At 35.6% G+C, this 20,978-nt stretch carries 20 protein-coding genes and 4 tRNA genes; 17 read left to right on the top strand and 7 right to left on the bottom strand.

Annotated elements, in window-relative coordinates; translation table 11 throughout:
* Nucleotides 1-15 precede the first annotated feature (15 nt).
* From PF026_RS05545 to PF026_RS05525, 5 genes are all read left to right on the top strand, one after another.
* The gene (locus tag PF026_RS05545) at nt 16-1,800 is read left to right on the top strand and encodes a hypothetical protein (RefSeq protein ID WP_270863542.1); all 1,785 of its coding nucleotides are present in this window, start codon (nt 16-18) and stop codon (nt 1,798-1,800) included.
* Between the two features lies 1 nt (nt 1,801).
* Complete coding sequence (gene gmk / locus PF026_RS05540; RefSeq protein WP_270863541.1) at nt 1,802-2,404, top strand: guanylate kinase; 603 nt, start codon at nt 1,802-1,804, stop codon at nt 2,402-2,404.
* A gap of 12 nt (nt 2,405-2,416) precedes the next feature.
* Nucleotides 2,417-2,626: a twin-arginine translocase TatA/TatE family subunit gene (locus PF026_RS05535; protein ID WP_270860628.1), complete on the top strand. Its 210-nt coding sequence runs from the start codon at nt 2,417-2,419 to the stop codon at nt 2,624-2,626.
* A 3-nt stretch (nt 2,627-2,629) separates the two neighbouring features.
* Nucleotides 2,630-4,234 carry an arginine--tRNA ligase gene (argS, locus tag PF026_RS05530; RefSeq protein ID WP_270863540.1) on the top strand — a complete coding sequence of 535 codons (1,605 nt, stop codon included), beginning with the start codon at nt 2,630-2,632 and terminating at the stop codon, nt 4,232-4,234.
* A 146-nt stretch (nt 4,235-4,380) separates the two neighbouring features.
* Complete coding sequence (locus tag PF026_RS05525) at nt 4,381-5,127, top strand: DUF3108 domain-containing protein (protein ID WP_270863539.1); 747 nt, start codon at nt 4,381-4,383, stop codon at nt 5,125-5,127.
* A 136-nt stretch (nt 5,128-5,263) separates the two neighbouring features.
* On the opposite strand, the gene PF026_RS05520 is transcribed toward PF026_RS05525, so the two are convergent.
* The 3 genes from PF026_RS05520 to PF026_RS05510 form a co-directional block, all read right to left on the bottom strand.
* A tRNA-Lys gene (locus tag PF026_RS05520) sits at nt 5,264-5,339 on the bottom strand.
* Nucleotides 5,340-5,346: 7 nt separating this feature from the next.
* Nucleotides 5,347-5,423 (bottom strand) — tRNA-Asp (locus tag PF026_RS05515).
* 17 nt (nt 5,424-5,440) lie between these two features.
* Nucleotides 5,441-5,516: transfer RNA gene (locus PF026_RS05510), tRNA-Val, on the bottom strand.
* A gap of 142 nt (nt 5,517-5,658) precedes the next feature.
* On the opposite strand from PF026_RS05510, the gene PF026_RS05505 reads away from it, so the two are divergent.
* On the top strand, nt 5,659-6,246 hold the full coding sequence (locus tag PF026_RS05505; RefSeq protein WP_270860631.1) for a transglycosylase SLT domain-containing protein: 588 nt from the start codon (nt 5,659-5,661) through the stop codon (nt 6,244-6,246).
* A 56-nt stretch (nt 6,247-6,302) separates the two neighbouring features.
* On the opposite strand, the gene PF026_RS05500 is transcribed toward PF026_RS05505, so the two are convergent.
* Nucleotides 6,303-6,394, bottom strand: a tRNA-Ser gene (locus PF026_RS05500).
* Between the two features lie 188 nt (nt 6,395-6,582).
* The gene (locus PF026_RS05495) at nt 6,583-6,975 is read right to left on the bottom strand and encodes a hypothetical protein (RefSeq protein WP_270860632.1); all 393 of its coding nucleotides are present in this window, start codon (nt 6,973-6,975) and stop codon (nt 6,583-6,585) included.
* Nucleotides 6,976-7,099: 124 nt separating this feature from the next.
* Here PF026_RS05495 and PF026_RS05490 point away from each other — a divergent pair, with 124 nt between their 5' ends.
* The 6 genes from PF026_RS05490 to PF026_RS05465 all read left to right on the top strand — a co-directional run bounded on the left by PF026_RS05490 (nt 7,100) and on the right by PF026_RS05465 (nt 13,602).
* Nucleotides 7,100-7,552 carry a prepilin-type N-terminal cleavage/methylation domain-containing protein gene (locus PF026_RS05490; RefSeq protein WP_270860633.1) on the top strand — a complete coding sequence of 151 codons (453 nt, stop codon included), beginning with the start codon at nt 7,100-7,102 and terminating at the stop codon, nt 7,550-7,552.
* Between the two features lie 224 nt (nt 7,553-7,776).
* On the top strand, nt 7,777-9,021 hold the full coding sequence (locus tag PF026_RS05485; RefSeq protein ID WP_270863538.1) for a major outer membrane protein: 1,245 nt from the start codon (nt 7,777-7,779) through the stop codon (nt 9,019-9,021).
* A 78-nt stretch (nt 9,022-9,099) separates the two neighbouring features.
* On the top strand, nt 9,100-9,672 hold the full coding sequence (locus PF026_RS05480; protein WP_270863537.1) for a c-type cytochrome: 573 nt from the start codon (nt 9,100-9,102) through the stop codon (nt 9,670-9,672).
* 208 nt (nt 9,673-9,880) lie between these two features.
* Nucleotides 9,881-11,671: a DNA polymerase III subunit gamma/tau gene (locus PF026_RS05475; RefSeq protein WP_270863536.1), complete on the top strand. Its 1,791-nt coding sequence runs from the start codon at nt 9,881-9,883 to the stop codon at nt 11,669-11,671.
* Between the two features lie 66 nt (nt 11,672-11,737).
* Nucleotides 11,738-12,673: a ribose-phosphate pyrophosphokinase gene (locus PF026_RS05470; RefSeq protein ID WP_270860637.1), complete on the top strand. Its 936-nt coding sequence runs from the start codon at nt 11,738-11,740 to the stop codon at nt 12,671-12,673.
* 383 nt (nt 12,674-13,056) lie between these two features.
* On the top strand, nt 13,057-13,602 hold the full coding sequence (locus PF026_RS05465; protein ID WP_270863534.1) for a YceI family protein: 546 nt from the start codon (nt 13,057-13,059) through the stop codon (nt 13,600-13,602).
* Between the two features lie 331 nt (nt 13,603-13,933).
* On the opposite strand, the gene PF026_RS05460 is transcribed toward PF026_RS05465, so the two are convergent.
* Nucleotides 13,934-14,749, bottom strand: coding sequence for a transporter substrate-binding domain-containing protein (locus PF026_RS05460; protein WP_270863533.1), 816 nt, complete (start codon nt 14,747-14,749; stop codon nt 13,934-13,936).
* Nucleotides 14,750-14,940: 191 nt separating this feature from the next.
* On the opposite strand from PF026_RS05460, the gene lepA reads away from it, so the two are divergent.
* From lepA to PF026_RS05445, 3 genes are read left to right on the top strand one after another with little or no spacing between them, the layout of a single operon-like run.
* Nucleotides 14,941-16,731, top strand: coding sequence for a translation elongation factor 4 (gene lepA / locus PF026_RS05455; protein ID WP_270863532.1), 1,791 nt, complete (start codon nt 14,941-14,943; stop codon nt 16,729-16,731).
* Nucleotides 16,732-16,752: 21 nt separating this feature from the next.
* Nucleotides 16,753-17,778: a uroporphyrinogen decarboxylase gene (hemE, locus tag PF026_RS05450; protein WP_270863531.1), complete on the top strand. Its 1,026-nt coding sequence runs from the start codon at nt 16,753-16,755 to the stop codon at nt 17,776-17,778.
* On the top strand, nt 17,775-18,671 hold the full coding sequence (locus PF026_RS05445; protein ID WP_270863530.1) for a radical SAM protein: 897 nt from the start codon (nt 17,775-17,777) through the stop codon (nt 18,669-18,671). Before hemE ends, PF026_RS05445 begins: the two co-directional genes overlap by 4 nt.
* A 137-nt stretch (nt 18,672-18,808) precedes the next feature.
* Here PF026_RS05445 and PF026_RS05440 read toward each other — a convergent pair whose 3' ends face one another.
* Complete coding sequence (locus PF026_RS05440; protein WP_270863529.1) at nt 18,809-19,069, bottom strand: helix-turn-helix domain-containing protein; 261 nt, start codon at nt 19,067-19,069, stop codon at nt 18,809-18,811.
* Nucleotides 19,070-19,158: 89 nt separating this feature from the next.
* Here PF026_RS05440 and PF026_RS05435 point away from each other — a divergent pair, with 89 nt between their 5' ends.
* Nucleotides 19,159-19,755 carry a hypothetical protein gene (locus PF026_RS05435; protein WP_270863528.1) on the top strand — a complete coding sequence of 199 codons (597 nt, stop codon included), beginning with the start codon at nt 19,159-19,161 and terminating at the stop codon, nt 19,753-19,755.
* 55 nt (nt 19,756-19,810) lie between these two features.
* On the top strand, nt 19,811-20,923 hold the full coding sequence (locus tag PF026_RS05430) for a hypothetical protein (protein ID WP_270863527.1): 1,113 nt from the start codon (nt 19,811-19,813) through the stop codon (nt 20,921-20,923).
* Nucleotides 20,924-20,978 lie beyond the last annotated feature (55 nt).

Raw genomic sequence — 20,978 nt, 5'->3', positions numbered from 1 at the left:
GTAAGAGAGTTTATAATGAAAATTTTACTTGATAATGACAATGCTTCGATCGCAAATGTCGTAAATATCTGTTGCGAACGCATAAATGCGGAAGTTTTGCCATACTCAAATGACATAGACGAATATGATTTGATTATTAAAAATTATGATGATGGTTGCGATATTTCGGAATTTGATAAAACAAAAACACTTTTTTTGGTTCCGAAAAATTTAATCGGTAACTTTTCGTCAAATTTGTCTTTGCCAAAGCCGTTTTTGCCGATAGATTTGATAAATTTTTTAACAAATTTTGGCTCTTTTGTTTCTAATTCTAACAGCGACGAAACTCAAAATTTAGATAATACTTTTAGCGAAGCTATGGGCGAAAAAATCGCACAAGATATACAAACCATAAGCCAAATCGTCAAAGAAATCGACGATATGCCTACACAAAATCAAGAAAAAATTCAAATAGGGGGTGCCATTATGCCTAGCGGTAGCGAAAATATAGATAATGTCATAGATATACTAGATGATGATAGACCGCTCGATGAAATCTTAAAAGAACTTAACCAAAAAGCTAAGAGCTCTCAAACGACAAATATCGCCGAGACAAAAGTCGAGACACAAAACGCACAAACTAGCGAGAATTTGGCTGTGCCTGTAATACCGTTAGATGAGAATTTTGATATGGACGATGATATTCCGCTTGATCAATTTATCCAAAATATGCAAAATCAAAGCACAGAAAATTTGCAAAATTTACAAAATTCACAGAGTGTGGAAAATTTACAAAATTCGCAACCAAACGGTAACGAAATAAGCATAGATGATAATTTTGAGCTAGATGATGATATTCCTCTTGATCAATTTATTCAAAATATGCAAAAAAATGAAGTTTCAAACGAACAAGAGGAATTTAATCAAATTTTAAATAGTATCGATAAAGATGATTTTGCCAAAGATGATAACGGGCAGACTTTGGCTGCTAACGATAATATTGCGCAAATTCAAAATTTAAACACAGAAGAAAATTCGCAAATCAAACAGGCAGATGATGATTTTGTGCCACTTGAACTAAATGATGATATTGATTTGGTGCCTTTAAATTTAGCTGAACAAGATGATACAAATTTATTTGACGATGATGAGTTGCCGCCGCTAGAAATGCCAAATGACGATGATTTTGCGCCGTTAAATTTGCCAGAACAAGACGATATAAGCTTTGACGATGATGAATTGCCACCACTAGAAATGCCAAATATCGATGATTTTGTACCATCGAGCCTAGCCGATGATACAAAATATGAAAAAGCCCAAAATATCAGTAGCGACGAAGTGGCTCCGTTAGAAATTTTAAACGATGATACAAATAAAGTAAATTTAGTCGATGAGCCACAAGATGAAGCGCCAATCGGGCTTGTATCGGATGATGAGATTGCTATTCCTATCATCAATGATCTCCCAAAACAAACAATCGAAACTAAAAAAGTTGAAGAACCAAAAGATTTTTCTAGTTTAAAACTCGTTGAAGTCGGCAAATTTGCAGATGATGAGTTGCAAAAATTGCCAGAAAAACCACAAGAAAAAGTGGAAGACGAAGACGAAAAACAAGAGAATGAAAATTTGCAAAAAAATAAAAGCGAAAAAGAGCAAATTTTGGCTCAAAATGACGAAGAAATGAGCATTGATGAGCTAAAAGAAAAACTAGAAGAAACATTTAAAAAAGCTTTCGAAATGAGTGTTGCCAGTGATGAAAAATTAGCTAAGGCATTAAGAAATCTAAAACTTGATCTAAATATTGCTTTTAAGGATAAATAGTTTGAAAGGGCAAATTTTACTGATTTCAGGTCCTAGCGGAAGCGGAAAAAGCACACTTATAAATCGTTTGATGAAAGAAGAAAAAGATATTTATTTTTCCATTTCTTGCACCACACGCGAAATTCGTCAAGGCGAAAAAGACGGCGTGGATTACTATTTTTTAAGCGTTGATGGATTTAAAAAAGGCATAGAAAACGGCGAATTTTTAGAGTGGGCGTTGGTTCATAAAAATTATTACGGAACTTCGCTAAAACCTGTATTAGAAGCCTTTGAAGATGATAAAATAGTTATTTTTGATATTGATGTTCAAGGTTTTGATATTGTTAGAGGCATTTTTCCGGATGAGATAACTTCTGTTTTTCTTACGACAAAAAACAGCGATGAGCTTCGCAAACGCCTTGAAGATCGCAATACAAATACACTTGATGATATAGCAAGACGCCTTGAAAACGCAGTCGGTGAAATGTCGCACATAAAAGATTATGATTATTTACTTATCAATGATGATTTAGAAAAAGCTTATCAAAATTTAAAATCTATCTTTAAATCGATTAAATGCAATACAAAAAATTTGAATTTAACCGAATTTATTGATAACTGGTAAAAGGAGAAAAAAATGGGTCCAAGTGTCCAACAAATGCTTATTATTTTAGTTATTATCGTGTTGCTTTTTGGGGCGAAAAAAATCCCTGAACTTGCAAAAGGCGTAGGAAAAGGTATAAAATCGTTCAAAAAAGAGATGGAAGATGACGAGCCTGAAAAAGTAACTAAAAAAACTGAAACTAGCGACGAAGAAGCCGAAGTTAGCGATACAAAAAAGGCTTAATGTTTGAAAAATTTAGTTTTAAAAGAGATTAAAAAAACTCTTGGTAAAGATATTATTTTAGAAAAACCAAAAGATAAAAATTTAGCTCACTATGCTTCGCCTGTGGCTTTTTCACTTGCAAAAGAGCTTAAAAAAGCCCCAAAAATCATAGCAGAAGAGTTGGCTCTTAAATTTGAAAATAGCGAAATTTTAAGCGCAAGTGCCGTAAATGGATATTTAAATTTTCACCTAAAAGCCAAATTTTTAGGAAATTTAAGCAAAAAAGCTCTAAATTTGAAAAACGAATTTGCCAAAAACGGAGCATTATCCGGTATAAATGAAAATTTAAAAGAAAAAATTCTACTTGAATATATCAGCGCAAATCCCACAGGACCGCTTCATATAGGGCATGTCAGGGGTGCTGTTTATGGCGATGTGCTCCAAAGTGTGGGAAATTATTTAGGCGTTAGGGTTGATACTGAGTATTATATAAATGACGCCGGAAATCAAATCGAGTTGCTCGGCATTTCGATGATTTTAAGAGCCAAAGAGCTTTTTGGCGAGAGCGTTGAGTATCCTGAAAAATACTACCGCGGCGAGTATATCGATGAGCTTGTAAAATCGGTCGTTAGCAAATTTGGCAAGGAAATTTTTTACGATGAAAGTAGAGTTTTGGAACTTGCCGAATTTGGCAAAGATGAAGTTTTAAAAATCATCAAAAAAGATCTAAGCGATGCCGGAATTTTTATACAAAACTGGGTTAGCGAAAAGTCGCTTTACGGCGAGCTTGACGCTACAATCGCAAAGCTTGAAAAAAGTGGGCAAATGTATAAAAATGACGGCAAAATTTGGATAAAATCAACCGAGCTTGGCGATGAAAAAGACCGCGTTGTAGTTAGAGAAGACGGGCGTCCTACATATTTAGCAGGTGATATTGTTTATCATAATAATAAATTTGAACGCGGATATGACCGCTATATAAATGTCTGGGGCGCAGATCACCACGGCTATATACCACGCCTTAAAGCCTCTATTCATTTTTTAGGATATGACGAAAATTCCCTTGAAATCGCACTTATGCAAATGGTAAATTTGCTAAAAAACGGCGAAGCCTTTAAAATGAGCAAGCGATCTGGCACAAGTGTGCTAATGAGCGATGTTTTAGGTGCTATCGGCAAGGATAATTTGCGATTTATGTTTATCAGCAAAAAAGGCGAAACACCGCTTGAATTCGACATCGACGAGCTTAAAAAAGAAGATAGTTCAAATCCGATTTACTATATAAATTACGCCCATGCAAGAATTAATCAAATTTTTGCAAAAGCAGAGAAAAGCGTCGATGAAATTTTGGAAGCTGATTTTAATTCGCTTGATGAAAACGGCGTAAATTTGGCATTTAACGCACTTGCCTTAAATGAAGTGCTTAACGAAGCTTTTTCTAGTAGGGGTTTGCAAAAAATTCCTGATTATCTCAAAGGCTTGGCTGCTGATTTTCACAAATACTACAACGAAAACCGAGTAGTCGGAAGCGAAAACGAAAATGCAAAACTCAAACTTTTTGCCGTTGTAGCCCTGTCGATACGCGCGGCATTTAGCTTAATGGGACTAAGCGCAAAAGAAAAAATGTAGTTATCACAGAGCCAAAAACGGCTTTGTGATAATTTTTTGCTTACATTAAATTATGATTTTTCACATATTTAAACTATATCGGTAAAATTTAAGAGTTAAAATTCAATAGAGTTTGGGTTTTAAAAAATTGATAAAAAGGTAAATTTATGAAAATATTTAAATTTTTTGCGTTTTTAGCGATATTTGTAAATTTGGCTTTTGGCGAGAGTGTCAGCGTGAAGTATGCCGTTAAATTCGGCATTTTTGGCGAGATTGGCGTAGCAAATGCCACGCTTGTAAAAGATGAAGCCAAAAAAACATACGAAATCACTTTGGACGCTAAAACCACAGGGCTTACAAATTCCATTAGCGGAAATCGCCGTGAATATTTTCACTCAAAAGGCAAAATCGTAGGAAATACTTTGGTGCCTGATATTTACACGCACGAAGTAAATCGCAATAAAAAAGACAAAGAGCGAATTTCGCGCAAAATTTTTACATTTGATCACGCAAATTCGGCTGTAAATTTGAAGCGAGAAAGTGGCTACAAAGGCGAAAAAATGGATATTTCAAACGAAAAACTAGGATATTACGCGCAAAATGACCTTTTAAGCCTGTTTTTTAACTTTTCAAAACTCCAACACTCATCAAACAAATTCTACACAACCGCAGTCGGTGCGAAAAATGAAAACGGGCGAATTGACATAATAATCCCACAAGATAAGCAAAAAACCGCCGTTCAAAATGAGCTTGAAAGCGAATTTGACCCGTATATCGTTTTTATAAATCAAAAAATATTTTCTAGCGCTAGGGGTGAGCTTTATTTGAGTTTAAACGAACGCGGATACGCAAATAAAGCTATTTTGAAAAATGTTTTACTTTTTGGCGACATTAGAGCCGAGCTTTTGGAATAAATTTATCTTAGATACTGCGTCAAATTTGAGAATTTCTTAAATTTAAAAAATTTGACGCAGTATCGCAAAAACCACGCTAAAATCTTAAATTTAACAACCAATTTTTTTGGATTTAATAAATTTTGAGCAAAAAAAATGGTGTCCTGCGTTGGATTCGAACCAACGGCCCCCTCCTTAAAAGGGAGATGCTCTACCTACTGAGCTAGCAAGACACCTAAATGGCGCGATGAATGGGGCTCGAACCCACGACCTCCGCCGTGACAGGGCGGCATTCTAACCAGCTGAACTACCATCGCACAAAACAGTAATAAAATGGTGGTCGCTATAAGACTCGAACTTATGACATCCACCTTGTAAGGGTGGCGCTCTACCAACTGAGCTAAGCGACCTTTCCTTTGCTATCTTTTGCAAAAGAATTGTAATTATACAGCCAAGATAATAAAAATTTACTTAAATTTTATAAAAAAAGCTAATTTATTTTAAATTTTTGCTATACTTACAAAAAATTTTTGGAAAATTTAGATAAAAATTATGAAAAAATTGCTTTTTTTGTTTGTTTTTTCGGTGCAAATGTTTGCCTATACGCCAAATGATATTTTAAATTCGATTAATTTCGTGGCGCAAAAAGAGGGCGTAAAGCCTGAAATTTTATACACGATTGTAAAGATTGAGAGCGATTTTAACCCATTTGTCATCTCTTTTTTGACAAATAAAGCGAATGCCGATCATTTTGCCAAACTTCAAACCCCAAATATCATCATAAAAACTAGCGTTTATAGCTTAAATCGCGCTAAATGGGTTGTTACGATTTATCCTATAAATGAAGCTTATGCAACGGCGATTGCTAAAAATCTGATAGATAGCGGTTTTAATATCGATGTCGGTTTAGGGCAGCTAAATTCGGTAAATTTCGGCGCAAACGAAATACCATTTGCCTTTAATCCGGTTTTCAATCTCACAAAATGCGCCAAAGTTTTGCGAAAATGCTACAACGCTAAAAATAAAAACATAAAAGACACAATCGAGTGCTACAACTACGGCATGCGAAAGCGAAAATCAAATCCTTATTACAATAAATTTTATAAAAATTATGAGTCATTTTTCGGAAGTCCGTATTGATTTTATAGTTTTGACGATGATTTGCACGAATTTAAAATCTTGTAAATTTAAGTAGGTGGCGGACAGAGAGGGATTCGAACCCTCGAGCCCCGGTTAGAAGCTGCACCCTTAGCAGGGGTGTGGTTTCGGCCAACTCACCCATCTGTCCAAGCAAGAAACGAAATTATATCAAATAAACCTAATATTGTGCTTAAAAATCAAAAATTAGCCATAAAAAAAGAGAAACCTTCCACAAGGTTTCTCTTTTGGGCTTTGAAAGGAAGTTCTAACATCTTTTGCATATCGAAATTATATTTTATTTCGGTAAATACTCGGTAAGAATTCCAAAAATCGTGCTTAAAAACTAATATTTTCAGATTTTGGAACTGAAATTTCATTGTTTTGTCGTAGCACTTTTTTTACGATTTCCCCGTCGTTTGCACCGCTATTTCGAGTTTGTAAATTTGGATTTCTTTGATCTAAAATCATATTTATAATCACGCCGTTTTTTATCATCACAAACACCATATCGCCGCTGTTATAATAATATCTTGGCGAATTTGCCCTGTAAATTTGGTTATTTTTCAAAACCTTAAATTTATATGTATAGTTTGTTTTGCTATGGCGTTCGTAGCTTAAAATCTCGCATTTTACGCCATCTGCACTTTGCAAATTCGAAACGCTACTGCCTAAAAAACCACAACCACAAAAAATTATCGCCAAAAAAGCACTAAAAAATAAATTTTTCAAATTTTTATCCTATTTTGTGAATTTAAAAGCGAAAATCTTATCAAATTTGATAAATTTTTGCAAATTTAATGGCTAAATTTAAAAAATTTTCGTAAAATTCATAAAAAATTTGGAGCATATTAATATGAAAAAAGCATTTTCTATGATCGAACTTATTTTTGCTATCGCCATTATCGGTATTTTAGCTGCCGTTGCTTTGCCAAGACTGAGCGCTTCGCGCGATGATGCGTTAGTCGCCGCTGCTAAACTAGATCTAAAAACCGCTCTTAGCGATGTTATCGCATACAATCTCACACAAGGTCGCTACTCAACAAATATCAAAGAAATGACAAGCGTGGATTTTAAAAATAGCGCATTTAAGGTAAAAAAGAAAGAGTGCTTGAAATTCATTTTCCACGGAATGCGCGTTATGGAAGTTCGCATTGACCGCTCGGGGCTTTGTGGCAGGGTTTTAGACGGCTCGGTTGTCGAACCATACCTAAAAATGGATGCCGGAGAGCTAAAACATAGCGATAGCGTCTCATACATACCGCTTGATAGCTCGACGATTTCATCTATAAATGGGCTGAAATTTTGATTTTTTGCTTTGTTTTGGAAATAATAAAAGCTAAAATAACAAAAAAAGATATTTGTCTAAAAGTTACAAAAAAATAACAAAACACAAAATCGCCTAATTTCGGTAAATTTTGGTAAATGTTTGGTAACTTTTTGGCAATATTTTAGTAAATTTAAGATTGATTTAAGTAAAAATAGGTCTTTTTATGCTATAATTTCGCCATAAAACTTTTTTAAGGAGTTCTAATGAAATTAGTAAAACTAAGTTTAGCAGCAGCTATCGCTGCGGGCGCACTTGTAAGTTCAGCAAGTGCAGTTGCTTTGGAAGAAGCTATTAAAGATGTTGATCTAAGCGGAATGGCTTTCGTTAGATATCAAAATGCAAAAAGAGATGGTAAGGTACACGATGGTAACTGGTGGAAATTCAAATCAGTTCTTACTCTAAAAACAAAAATCGATGACAATTTCTTTATGTTAGCTGGTTTCCAATACGGTGCAGATAAAGATGTTGGTTCATCAGGTGGTAAGTATGGCACAGAGGGACAAAACAATGGTTTTGATACAGAAGGTTTCAAGGTAACACAAGCTTTACTAGGCTACAATGTAGGCGGAACAACTGTAATGGTAGGTCGCTATAATCTTGGAACATTCTTCACAGATGATATGCTAGGCGACGGTATCAAAGTAGTAAATACTGATATCCAAGGCTTAACTCTTGCGGCATTGTGGGCTGACGCTCTTCAAAATGACAGCGATGTTCTAGACGGCAAAGATGGTGCAGTTCGTACTGCAATCGCAAAAGCGATGCAAAGAGATGTTCTAAGCCACAACCTATACGGTGTAGCTGCTATCGGTTCTTATGATCCACTTGCTTTCCAAATTTGGTATGCTAGCCTACAAGATGTAGCAAATCTATTTGCTATTGAAGCAGGACTAAACTTCAATATCACTGATGATATAACTCTTGGCGTAACAGGTCAATATGCATTTACAGATATGGACGGAGATCTTAAAGAGAAAGTTCCTAATGCAGCAGATAGCAAATTCGCAGCTGGTAAAGCTGAATTTGGTGCATTCGGTTTTGATATGAGTGCTGGTTATGTATATTACAAAGCAAAAGACGGCAAATATAGCCTAAGCTCACTAGATGACAATGGTCAATTTATCTCAGCTGGTCAAGTAATGGTTCCAGATAGCGGTGTTAGCTCATATCACGCTTATGCTGGCAAAAATGACTATTGGTTCGTAACTGCTGGATACAAAATCCCTAACACAGGCATTAGCTTTGGTGTAGATTATGTTGATGGTAAATTCAACAAAGGCAACAAAGTTGGTGCAGAAGAATTCAAAGCAAAAGAAATCGTAGGAAGACTAGGTTACAAATACAACAAAAAACTTAACTTCACTTCATGGTATTCATATATAGATTATGATCCAGAAAAAATGGTTGATGACAAAACTTTCAGAGTTCAAGCTCAATACAAATTCTAATTATTTACTATAATTGGATAAAATCTCGGGCGAAGTTTTTACTTCGCCCTTTTTAAATTCTAAGCAAAGGTTTTTTAGATGAAGATATTTAAAATTTCTTTTTTGGTATGTTTTTTACTTGGTTTTATTTTTGCGGAAGAAGAAAGCTATGTTTTTGAAGCAAAAGGCGAATTCGCAAAAGAGTTAAAAGAGTTAGTGCAAAAACATTCCAAAGACGGAAATGTCTCAGTAAATGTATATGAAAAAGCCCCTAACGCAAACGGTGCGCCTGTGAGCGGATACCGTCAAGTAGGAGCTATGAGCGAAGCGGGTAGAAAAGTTTTTATGCAAAAGTGTGCTTCTTGTCATGGCGAAAAAGGCGAGAAAAGATCTTACGGCGTCTCAGCACGCCTAAAAGACATAACAGGTGAAGAGATAGCTACGAATTTACACTCTTATATAACCGATAGCGAACACGGCGGTAAATTTAAAATGATAATGCGAACAGAAGCTATGAAAGTGCAAGATTTTGAGCTTGATTTGATCATCGCTTATATCAAAGGCGAAGATGATCCATATTTAAATAGAAGTTTTATCGGCGGTGCATACTGGGAAAATCAAAACAAACCGATCCAAACAACTCCGACCGAGCAAGGTTCGTATCTGAAATAAATTTATTTTCAAAACAAACAAAGAATTTAAATTTACAAATTTTCTAATTTGGAAATTTGTAAATTTAGATGATGAAATTCTTTGTTTGACTTAAAAACTAATAAAAATTTTTCAATTTCTTTATCTGGCAATTAAAATCAAATTTTCTTCAAAAATTATTAGAAATTTATCAAATTTTTTGTAATATTACATTTTTCAAGGAGAAATTTTGCAAGCATTAGCACTCAAATATAGACCAAAAAATTATAACGAACTTATCGGACAAGATACTATCGCCAAAAGCCTTACTCATGCGTTAAATTCGGGGCGTTTAAGTCATGCTTATCTTTTTAGCGGACTTCGCGGTAGCGGTAAGACTTCAAGTGCTAGAATTTTTGCAAAAGCCCTTTTGTGCGAAAAGGGACCTACGGGAAATCCTTGTGAAGAGTGTGCAAGTTGCATTATGGCAAATGAAGGTCGCCATATCGACATTATCGAAATGGACGCCGCTAGTCATCGTAAAATCGACGATATTCGTGAGCTTATCGAGCAGACGAAGTATTCTCCTGCGAGTGCGAGATTTAAAATTTTCATCATCGATGAAGTTCATATGCTTACAAAAGAGGCTTCAAATGCCCTTTTAAAGACACTTGAAGAACCGCCAGGCTATGTCAAATTTATCCTAGCTACGACTGACCCTTTAAAGCTTCCTGTTACCGTGCTATCTCGCACACAGCATTTTCGCTTTAAGCCGATTCCAAAAAACGCCGTCGTGGCGCATTTGGAGCGAATTTTAAATAACGAAAATATAAAATATCAAAAAGAAGCGCTTGAAATTTTGGCTCGTTCAGGTAGCGGTTCGTTAAGAGATACGCTTACTTTGCTAGATCAGGCTATCATTTATAGCGGCGAGAGCGTAAGTGCAAGTGCTGTTGCCGATATGCTGGGGCTTTTAGATCCCGATAAAATCGATGAAATTTTAAAAGTCGTTTTAGAGCAGGATCGAACTAAGGCGATTAAGATTGTTAAAGAGATTGAAAATTATAGTGCCGAGACCATAATCGACGAGATTATCGCAAATTTAAAAGATGAATTTTTTCCAAGTGAAAGCGATGAGAGCAGAGAAAAAAGGGTAAAAAATAATTTTAATACTTTAATGTATGAGCGATTTTTTAGAATTTTAAGCGAAGCAAAGGGAATGCTAAGCGTTAGCGCAGATAACGGATTTACGCTATCTATGATGATTTTTATGATGATGGAAGCAGTAAATTTACGCAGCATAGATGAGCTAATCGAAGTTTCTAAAACGATAAATTCGTCGTCAAACCAGTCGGTGGCTGACGGAAATTTGAGCAAAAATCTAACTTCTGTGCCAAGTCTAAATTCTCAAAATCAAGCAAAAAATTTATCGAATTCTAGTGCAAATTTGCAAAATGTGGCTTTAAATTCGCAAATTAGCCAAGCTCCAAGTTATGAGCTATTTTTGGAAAAAATTTATGATAGAGATTATGATTTGGGCGAGAGATTTAAAAAATGCGTTGAATTTATCAAATTTGAAGATGATACTTTGCATTTGCTTTCAAATGCCAAAGATAACGATAAAATCGCACTTCGCAATGCTTCAAAAGCCATAATGGCAGTTGTGCGAAAGGTTTTTGGAAATGCCGCGACAATCAAAATGCAAAGCGGTGATGATATAAAAAAAAATGATGAAAATTTAGAAAATTCGGCAAATTCGAATTTGCAAAATTCAGTAAATCCGACAAATTCGATAAATTCGGCAAATTCGAATTCGTCAAGTCCGACGAATTTGCAAAATTCTCAAAATAGCGTTAGTAATGAAAGCAATAAATTTTTAAATTATGTCAAAAATGATAACAAAGAAGAGCAAATAAGCAAAACTCTTATGGCGGTAAAAGCGCTTGAAAACACCATATCTAACGGCACTTCAAATACAAATGATAGTTTGGTTAGGGAGCTTGATAGGCTTTTTGGAGCGCACAAAAAAATAAGCGAATAATTAACGAATTTAAAAGCAAGTTTTATGTAGAATTTGACGAAAATTTTATTTAAAAAAAGGTAAAAAATGCGAGGTTATAAAATCTTTTCCGGCACTGCAAATCCTGAATTTGCAAAGAAAATTTCAAAATATTTGTCGCTTCCTTTATCGGAGTGTGCGATTAAAACTTTTAGCGACGGCGAAATCAGCGTCCAAGTAGGCGAAAGCGTTAGGGGCAAAGATGTTTTTATTATCCAACCGACCTGTGCTCCTGCAAATTCGAATTTAATGGAACTTTTGATTTTAAGTGACGCGCTAAAACGAAGTTCGGCTAGTAGTATAACGGCAATAATTCCTTATTTTGGCTATGCTAGGCAAGATCGCAAGGCTGCTCCAAGAGTGCCGATAACTGCAAAGCTTGTAGCAAATATGATCCAGGCAGCAGGCATTGACCGCGTTGTTACTATGGATTTGCACGCAGGGCAAATTCAGGGATTTTTCGATATTCCTGTGGATAACCTTTACGGCTCTATCGTATTTCCTGAGTATTTAAAAACCAAAAATCTTAAAAATCCTATCATCGCAAGTCCTGATGTAGGCGGTGTGGCACGAGCTAGAAGTTTTGCTAAAAAACTTGGTCTTGATATGGTAATAGTCGATAAACGCCGAGAAGAAGCCAATAAAAGCGAAGTTATGAACATTATCGGCGATGTAAATGGCAAAGATGTCGTTTTAATCGATGATATGATTGACACTGCCGGAACCATCGTAAAAGCTGCCGAAGCGTTTAAAAACAACGGCGCAAACAGCGTTATGGCTTACTGCACGCATGCTGTGCTTAGCGGTCCGGCGTATGAACGCATAGCAACAGGTGCGATCGATGAGCTAGTCGTAACAGATACTATCCCGCTAAAAGAAGAAAACGAGCATATTAAGGTCATTAGCGTGGCGCCACTTTTTGGGGAAGTTATACGCAGGGTTTATCATGATGAGAGCGTAAATAGCTTGTTTGATATAAAATAGCTTTTTTGTAAGTTGAATTTTATTTTTTGAAATTGAAATTCAGCCTAGCTTTCGTACAAAACTCGCAACGATAGACGCAATAAGTCTTATCTTATGCTAGTTTTGTGCGAAATCGTCGGCATTTGATTACCAAATTTAAGTTGAATTGTTTTTGAAATTCTAAATTTCTCTCCATTGTCATTGCGAGTTTTTTCTGCGAAAAAACGAAGCAATCGCCAAAGCGTAAATTCACAAAACAGCTCAATCAAAAAAAAATTAAAAACCAAAATTTTCTCGTAAAATCAAATTTAAAGCCCAAATTCGCTTCAAAATTTGCTCTCGTTTATCTTTTGTTATTCCTAATTTATTACAATTTCGAAACTCTAATTTGTAAAGGATATTAAATGAGAAAAATTATTTACTCAGTTGCAACTCTTGCTTTTTTGTGCGGTAGCGTAAATGCAGCCGAATACGCGCTTGATAAAGCTCACTCAAATGTCGGCTTTAAAATCAAACACATGGGCGTTAGTACAACCAATGGCAAATTTAAAGAATTTGACGGCGTTATCGACGCTGATGGCGAAAAGCTAAACAAACTAAGTGGTGTTATAAAAACTGCTTCTGTCGATACAGCCAACGAAATGCGCGATAAGCACCTAAGTGCGCCTGATTTTTTTGATAGCGACAAATTTCCTGAGATGAAATTTGAAATGAGCGAATTTAAAGGCGATAAAGTCATCGGAAATTTGACTATAAAAGATGTTACAAAAGCGGTTGAATTTGATTATGATTTTGGCGGTGTTCAAGCAGATCAAAAAGGCAAAGAGCATATCGGATTTAGCCTAGAAGGCAAAATCAAAAGAAGCGACTTTAACTTTGCTCCAAATAGCTCTACTGCAATGCTTGGCGATGATATAAAAATTTCAATCGACATCGAAGCTATAAAATAAATTTAAAATTTATGATGAAAAATTTGCACGAATTTTTACCAAATTTGTGCAAATTTATACTCTTTTTCTGTTTTTTATAAAAATTTGTCTAAATCTATATTATTTTTCTATACACAAATTTGCAAAAATTTTCTAAATTTTTTGGTTGTAGGATACAAAAAAAAAAAAAACAAAAAATAAATTTTTTTCAAAATCGTGTTACAAAAAAGTGACAAATTTCTAATGAAACAAAATTTGCATTTAAAAATTTCATATAAAAAACGAAAAAATTTAGGCATAAAAAAACCGACACTACCAAAGGTAATGTCGGTTATGGTGATATGAAAGATTCCTATTGGAAAGCTTCGTAAATATCTTCTAGGATAAATAGTTTTTCATCAACCATACCCTTATAAAATGGTTCAAAAGTTTTTGTATATTCATCATGGAAATAGCCTTTATCTGCCAAGTCCAAAATCTTTTCATCTATGATATGAATCAAATCATCATTTCCTTTTTGAGTAGCAACACAATCAAACAAAACTTGTCCTATTCTTGGAATACCTATTTCATAATCATCATGTAGCAATGGAATAGTTGCAACATTAACGATATTGTGCATATATGCATCGCCCTGACCTTCAAGCAAAGCATCCATGCACTCTCTGTTGCTGTGGCAATAAACAATTTGACCTAAATTTGGATTTTTTTTCGCCCATACATCAGAGTTTGTATCAGGGATAACAAGTAGTTTTTTACCATTTAAATCAGCGACTTTATGGATAGCTGCTGATTTTGGAGAAACTGTCGCAAGTGTAACTGAAAGATAAGGGATAGAAAAGTCCATTTCTTTGGCTCTGGCTGATGTTCTAGCCAAGTTATCTATAAGCAAATCAACTCTATTTTCAGTAACTGCTTTTGCGCGCTCTGCTGTCTTTATAGCGATAAATTCGACTCTACCGCCGTCACCTAAAACAGCTCTTGCAAGTTCTTTTGCTAAATCAACTTCAAAGCCTTCGAATTCGCCGTCTCTATTGATTCTGCTAAATGGTGCAGAGTGGTCTGCAACGCCAATCCTTATGGTGTTTGCGCTTTTGATTTGATCGAGCGTATTTGCACATGAAAATGTCAAAGCTGCGCTCATCAATAAACCTAATGCTTTTTTCATCTTTAACTCCTTTAAAAATAAAAATATTTGTAAAATGCTACTACTAAAAAATAAATAAAAATTAAATAATGTCTAGTTTTTTAATATAGTTTATTTAATTTATATATATTAAGTAAATTTCATATATTTATGGCAATTTAATTGAATTTATGGCAATATTCTACGAATTTATCAAAATTTAGGATTTTTACTTGAATAATATTAGAAATTTTAGCATTATCGCTCACATTGATCACGGAAAAAGCACGCTTGCAGATAGGCTTATTAGCGAGTGTAAGGCGATTGAAGATCGCCAAATGAGCTCACAAATCATGGATACAATGGATATAGAAAAAGAACGCGGAATCACCATAAAAGCACAATCCGTTCGCCTTGAATATGAATTTAACGGGCAAAAATATATTTTAAATTTAATCGACACTCCCGGACATGTGGATTTTAGCTATGAAGTTTCTCGCTCACTAGCTAGTTGCGAAGGCGCGATTCTCGTTGTAGATGCAAGTCAAGGCGTGCAAGCTCAAACTATCGCAAATGTCTATATCGCACTTGAAAACAATCTCGAAATAATCCCAGTGCTAAATAAAATCGACCTTCCCGCTGCCGATCCTAAGAGAGTAAAAGATGAAATCGAGCATATCATCGGGCTTGATTGCAGCGAAGCTATCGAAGTTAGTGCAAAAACAGGACAAGGCATAAAAGAGCTAATCGAAACGATAATCCAAAAAATCCCAGCCCCTAAAACGGACAATGAAAAACCGCTAAAAGCTTTGATTTATGATAGCTGGTTTGATAGTTATTTGGGGGCTTTGGCTCTCGTTCGAATTTATGACGGAAAAATTTGCAAAAATGACGAAGTTTTGGTAATGGGAACGGGTGGAAAGCACCAAGTGCTTGATCTCATGTATCCAAATCCGTTAGCACCAATAAAAACAAAGCAAATTTCAAGCGGAGAAGTTGGCATTGTCGTTTTGGGCTTAAAAAATTTAGGCGACATTAGTGTCGGCGATACGATAACTCTTGCGAAAAATAAAGCCGATGAGCCAATCGGCGGATTTGAAAAGGCAAAACCTTTTGTTTTTGCCGGGATTTATCCGGTAGAGACCGATAAATTTGAAGAACTTCGCGACGCCCTTGATAAACTTCGCTTAAATGATAGCTCACTAAGCTACGAGCCTGAGACTTCACTTGCGCTTGGATTTGGCTTTCGTGTGGGGTTTTTGGGGCTTTTGCACATGGAAGTGGTTAAAGAACGCTTAGAGCGAGAGTTTAATCTTGATTTAATCGCTACGGCTCCAACCGTAACCTATGAAGTCTATCAGACTGACGGAAAAATGGTGCAAATTCACAACCCAAGCGAACTTCCGCCAACACAAAAAATCGATTATATAAAAGAGCCGTATGTCAAAGCGACAATCATAAGCCCGAGCGAATTTTTGGGAAATTTGATAAATTTACTAAACAATCGCCGCGGAATCCAAACAAAAATGGACTATATCACGCCTGAGCGGGTTTTGCTCGAATACGACATACCGACAAATGAAATCATAATGGATTTTTACGATAAGCTAAAAAGCGGCACGAAAGGCTATGCGAGTTTTGATTATGAGCCAAGCGATTATAGAGTGGGCGATTTGATTAAGCTTGATATAAAAGTCGCAGGTGAAACCGTCGATGCGCTCTCTATCATCGTCCCACAAGACAAAGCTCTTGCAAAGGGGCGAGATTTGGTAAAAGCAATGAAAGAGATCGTCCCTAGACAGCTTTTTGAAGTCGCAATCCAAGCTAGTATCGGAAACAAAGTAATCGCAAGAGAAAATGTCAAATCTATGGGCAAAAATGTAACCGCAAAGTGCTATGGCGGCGATATAACGAGAAAGCGAAAACTGCTTGAAAAGCAAAAAGAAGGCAAAAAACGCATGAAAGCTATCGGTAAGGTAAATTTGCCAAGCGAAGCGTTTTTAAGTGTGTTAAAGATTGATTAAATTTGATAAAAAGGTTGTAAGATGATTTTTATAGATGCGTGTTTGAAAAAAGAAGTTCCTTATACGCCTGTGTGGATGATGAGACAAGCTGGGCGTTATCTGCCAGAATACATGGTGGTGCGAAAAAGCGTGGGCGGATTTTTGGAGCTTTGCAAGGACTTTCGCAAGGCTAGTGAGGTTACGATCCAGCCTGTGGAGATTTTGGGCGTTGATGCGGCGATTTTATTTAGCGATATTTTGGTTGTTCCGCTTGAAATGGGGCTTGATTTGGAATTTGTCGCAGGCGAGGGACCAAAATTTAAAAATCCTTTGAAAAATTTGGAAGATTTAAAGGCTTTAAGTCCCGAAAAAGCGGTAAAAAATCTACAATATGTCTATGATACGGTTGCGCTAACAAGGCAGAATTTAAGCGATGATAAGGCGCTGATTGGCTTTTGTGGTTCGCCTTGGACGGTGGCGACATATATGATCGAAGGCGGCACGACAAAGACCTATGCGATTTGCAAAAAAATGGCGTATTCAAACCCTGAGCTTTTGCACGAGATTTTACGCGCCGTTACGGAGACGACCAAACTTTACCTTGAAAATCAAATCAAAAATGGCGTAAATGCCGTGCAAATTTTTGATAGCTGGGCGAGTGCGTTGGAGCAGGACGCGTTTTTCGAGTTTAGCTGGAAGTATATTTTAGAAATTTGCGACTATTTAAAGGCGAAATTCCCGCAAGTGCCGATTATCGTTTTTCCAAAGGGCATTAGCGGATATTTGGATAAGATTAGCGGTAATTTCGATGTTTTTGGCGTGGATTGGAGCACTCCGATAGAGTTAGCTGCGGCAAAACTTGGGCAGAAATATACGCTTCAAGGAAATATGGAGCCGACCCGCCTTTATGACAAAAATGCCATAAAACAGGGTGTTTCGCAGATTTTGGAAATTATGAAAAATCGCCCGCACATTTTCAATTTAGGGCATGGAATTTTGCCTGATATTCCTGTGGAAAATGCGAAATATTTCATAAATTTGGTGCATGAAATGAGCGTGGGAAAATGAAATATATTTTCGGTCCTGTGAGTTCTCGCCGTTTTGGGCAGAGCCTTGGGATTGATTTAAGTCCAAATTCGAAGCAATGCAACTTCAACTGCGCATATTGCGAATTAAAAGCCAAAAAGCCTATTTCGCAGATGAGCGAGATTTGCGATATTTCGTCCGTGACCCACGAGCTAAAAACGGCTTTGGCTAAATTTAAAAATACCCAAGTCATCACGCTTACGGCTAATGGCGAACCTAGCCTTCACCCTAAATTTGGCGAACTTGTAAGCGAAATTAAGGCTTTAAAACTCTCTCAAAAACTGCTAGTTTTATCAAATTCGAGCAGAATTTCGCAAAACCGCGAAGCGTTTTTAAAATGCGATATTTGTAAATTTTCCCTTGATAGCGTGGTTAGTGAAACTTTTAAAAAAATCGATAATCCGCATAGTAGTGTAAATTTGGACGAAATTATCTCAAATTTGATTAAATTTAGTGCCGAATTCAAGGGCGAATTAGTCATAGAAATTTTGGTTGTTGCTGGTCTTAATGATACTGCCAGCGAATTTGAAGCTCTAAATTCGGTGCTTGAAAAAATAAATCCCACTCGCATTGATTTAGGCACGATTGATCGTCCGCCTGCGTTTAAAAACGCTAAGCCTGTAAGCTTTGAGAGGCTAGAATTTTTAAGCAAATTTTTGAAAAATCAAAGCGTAAATATAGTCGCAAAACCAAAATATGATAGCGAAAAGCTCGATTTTAGCGAAGATGAAATTCTATCTATGCTAGTTCGCCGTCCTCAAAGCCTAAGCGATGTAGAGGCTAAATTTAGCGAACTCTCAAAGGCAAATTTAGCGAATTTGCTAAATTCTCAAAAAATCACCCTAAAAGACGGATTTTATAAGGTTTTGCAATAAAGGTTAAATTAACAATACATTTCAATTTTGTCATTGTGAGAAGCGAAGCGACGAAGCAATCCAGAGAATTACCAATAAATTTGTAATCTAAAAAGGCATGGCTGGTTGCTTTTGCAGGTTTGTATGGTGAGTAAATTTTAATCAATATCTTTTAAAATTTCACTCATTTTTACATTTAAAGCTTTTGAAATTTTATAAATATGTTCTAAATTGAAATGTTTCCCGTAACGATTGCTTTCGCAGTTTGAGTAAAAAGCTACAGATTTTATGCCGATTTCCAAAGCCAAATCAAGTTGCGAAATGGCGTTACTTTCACGCAAATTTCGCACTCTTCGCGATACTTTCTTATAAAATTCCAAAATCTCATCGCTACCAACATTACTAAATTCTTTTTCCATTTTTATCCCATAGGTTAATTTAGCTTTAAATTTAGCAGTGCTATAATTCTTAATCTATATCCTATGGGATAAAATATAAAGGATAAAAAATGAAAATAGCAAAATTAGTGTTAATCGGAAGTTTAATTGTAGGTGTTTATGCAGCTGACTCAGAAACAGTTTGTTTTGAAAATCCAAACAGTTGCAGAGCTAATTTAATTATGGCAGATAGATACGGTTTGCCAGTAAAAGACGAGGATATTTTATATCGTTCAGAAGTTATGACTATGGCAGATACTCCAGATTTTCCACTTTATCTAGAAAATTATTTAAATAGATTTGAAAGCGAATACGACGACGGTAGCACAATGTATGGAACCTATATGACAAGCAGATTTCAAAACTGCGTTGTTAGTGCAGGTGTTGCTGGTCAAATCTATACCGTATGTAACGACATGAACTACGGGGGTGAAGAAAAGGTTTATATCATATACAGACCGGCAGATGCTCCAATACATCCAAAACTAGTTGAAGAAGCTAAAGCAGACATAGAATTTGTTAAGAAAGCTTCTAAACTAAGAACTATCCAAGATGATGATGGGTGTAAAGTTGTTGAGAAGTCGGAAAGAACAGGTCTTGAAATACTAGACTGCAGTGGTGTTAAATACGCTAATATTCCATTATATAAATGGAATAAAGAGCACTAGAATACTATGGCTTATAAACGCTAAATTAGTCAAAGCATTAAATGAAGGATAAAAAATGTTTTGGAAAATATTCGATAAAGTAGGTACCGCAGCATTTTGGATATTAGGTCCTATTGCAGGTTTAGTTATTCTAGTTGTTTGGTTATTCCAACCAAGTGAAGCAGATTATCAAGCTGCTTTAGAAGATGTTGAGCGATCTGAACAAACATACAACATGGCTATGTTAAACTACGCTGAAAGAGAGTTAAATGGTATAAGTAGCAACCCACCAACACCTTGTGAAATATACCATAAAGTAGTTTACTATGTTGATAAAGGTATATTCGATCGTGAAACATTTACAAGTGCGGACGCTATGTATGATTTTAGGGCTTATAGTTGTGGTCAAACCGAGGCTCCTAAAAAATACAAAATCAAAAAGAAAGAAAAGAATGAGCAACCTAAGAAATCTAAAAATAAGAATGCTATTTTATCAGAAGATGAGGTTGTTGTTGTTCTAGGAGAGTTAGTTAAAACATTTGGACTTTCAGGAAGTGAAATAGATAAACTAAAAAAGAAACTAGCAAGTTGTACAACAGCAGAATGTTTAGAAGATATTACAACAGAATTACAATCTAAATCACCAAGTGTAGCACAAGAACCTATGACAGAAGAAGAAAGAAATATAGCTAAAGCAGAAGCTAATGTTAAAAGAGCTAAAGAAAAATGGGGAGCAACTACTCCACAACAAGTTCACCCTATTTTATCTCAAGATGAAATTAATGTTATTTTAACAGAACTTGAGAATAAATATGAAACCAACTATACTGATTTAGATAAATTAAGAAAAAGGTTGGAAACTTGCACAATGGCTAATGACATAGAACACGCCATAGCCGATTTTAGACTAGGTCTAAAACCAAAACAACAAGTAGTACAACAACCAGTTGTTAATGAACCTGTAGTTCAAGATAAAGGTGAGTTTATAGAAGTTCCTAAAGTTATAGATGTTGAACCAGAACCAGAAATGGTTAAGACCCAACAAGAAGACGCTCCAGTAAGAAAAGGCGATTGTTCTGATCCAATATTTCTAAAATATACCCAAATGTACGATAACGGTGTAATGGGTAGAATAGAATATCAAGACTTTGTTTATAGCAATGGTTTTGATAAATGTTTTAATAACTAGGTGGTTAATACCACCTAGTTATATTATTTTTTTTTTAACTTAAAAAAAACAATCA

Origin of the sequence: Campylobacter sp. CS_NA3 (assembly GCF_027797495.1) — a bacterium.
In the GTDB taxonomy this organism is placed as follows: Bacteria; Campylobacterota; Campylobacteria; order Campylobacterales; family Campylobacteraceae; genus Campylobacter_B.
Note: the sequence above shows the minus strand (reverse complement) of the source record. Positions and strands in the feature narration are given on the sequence as shown.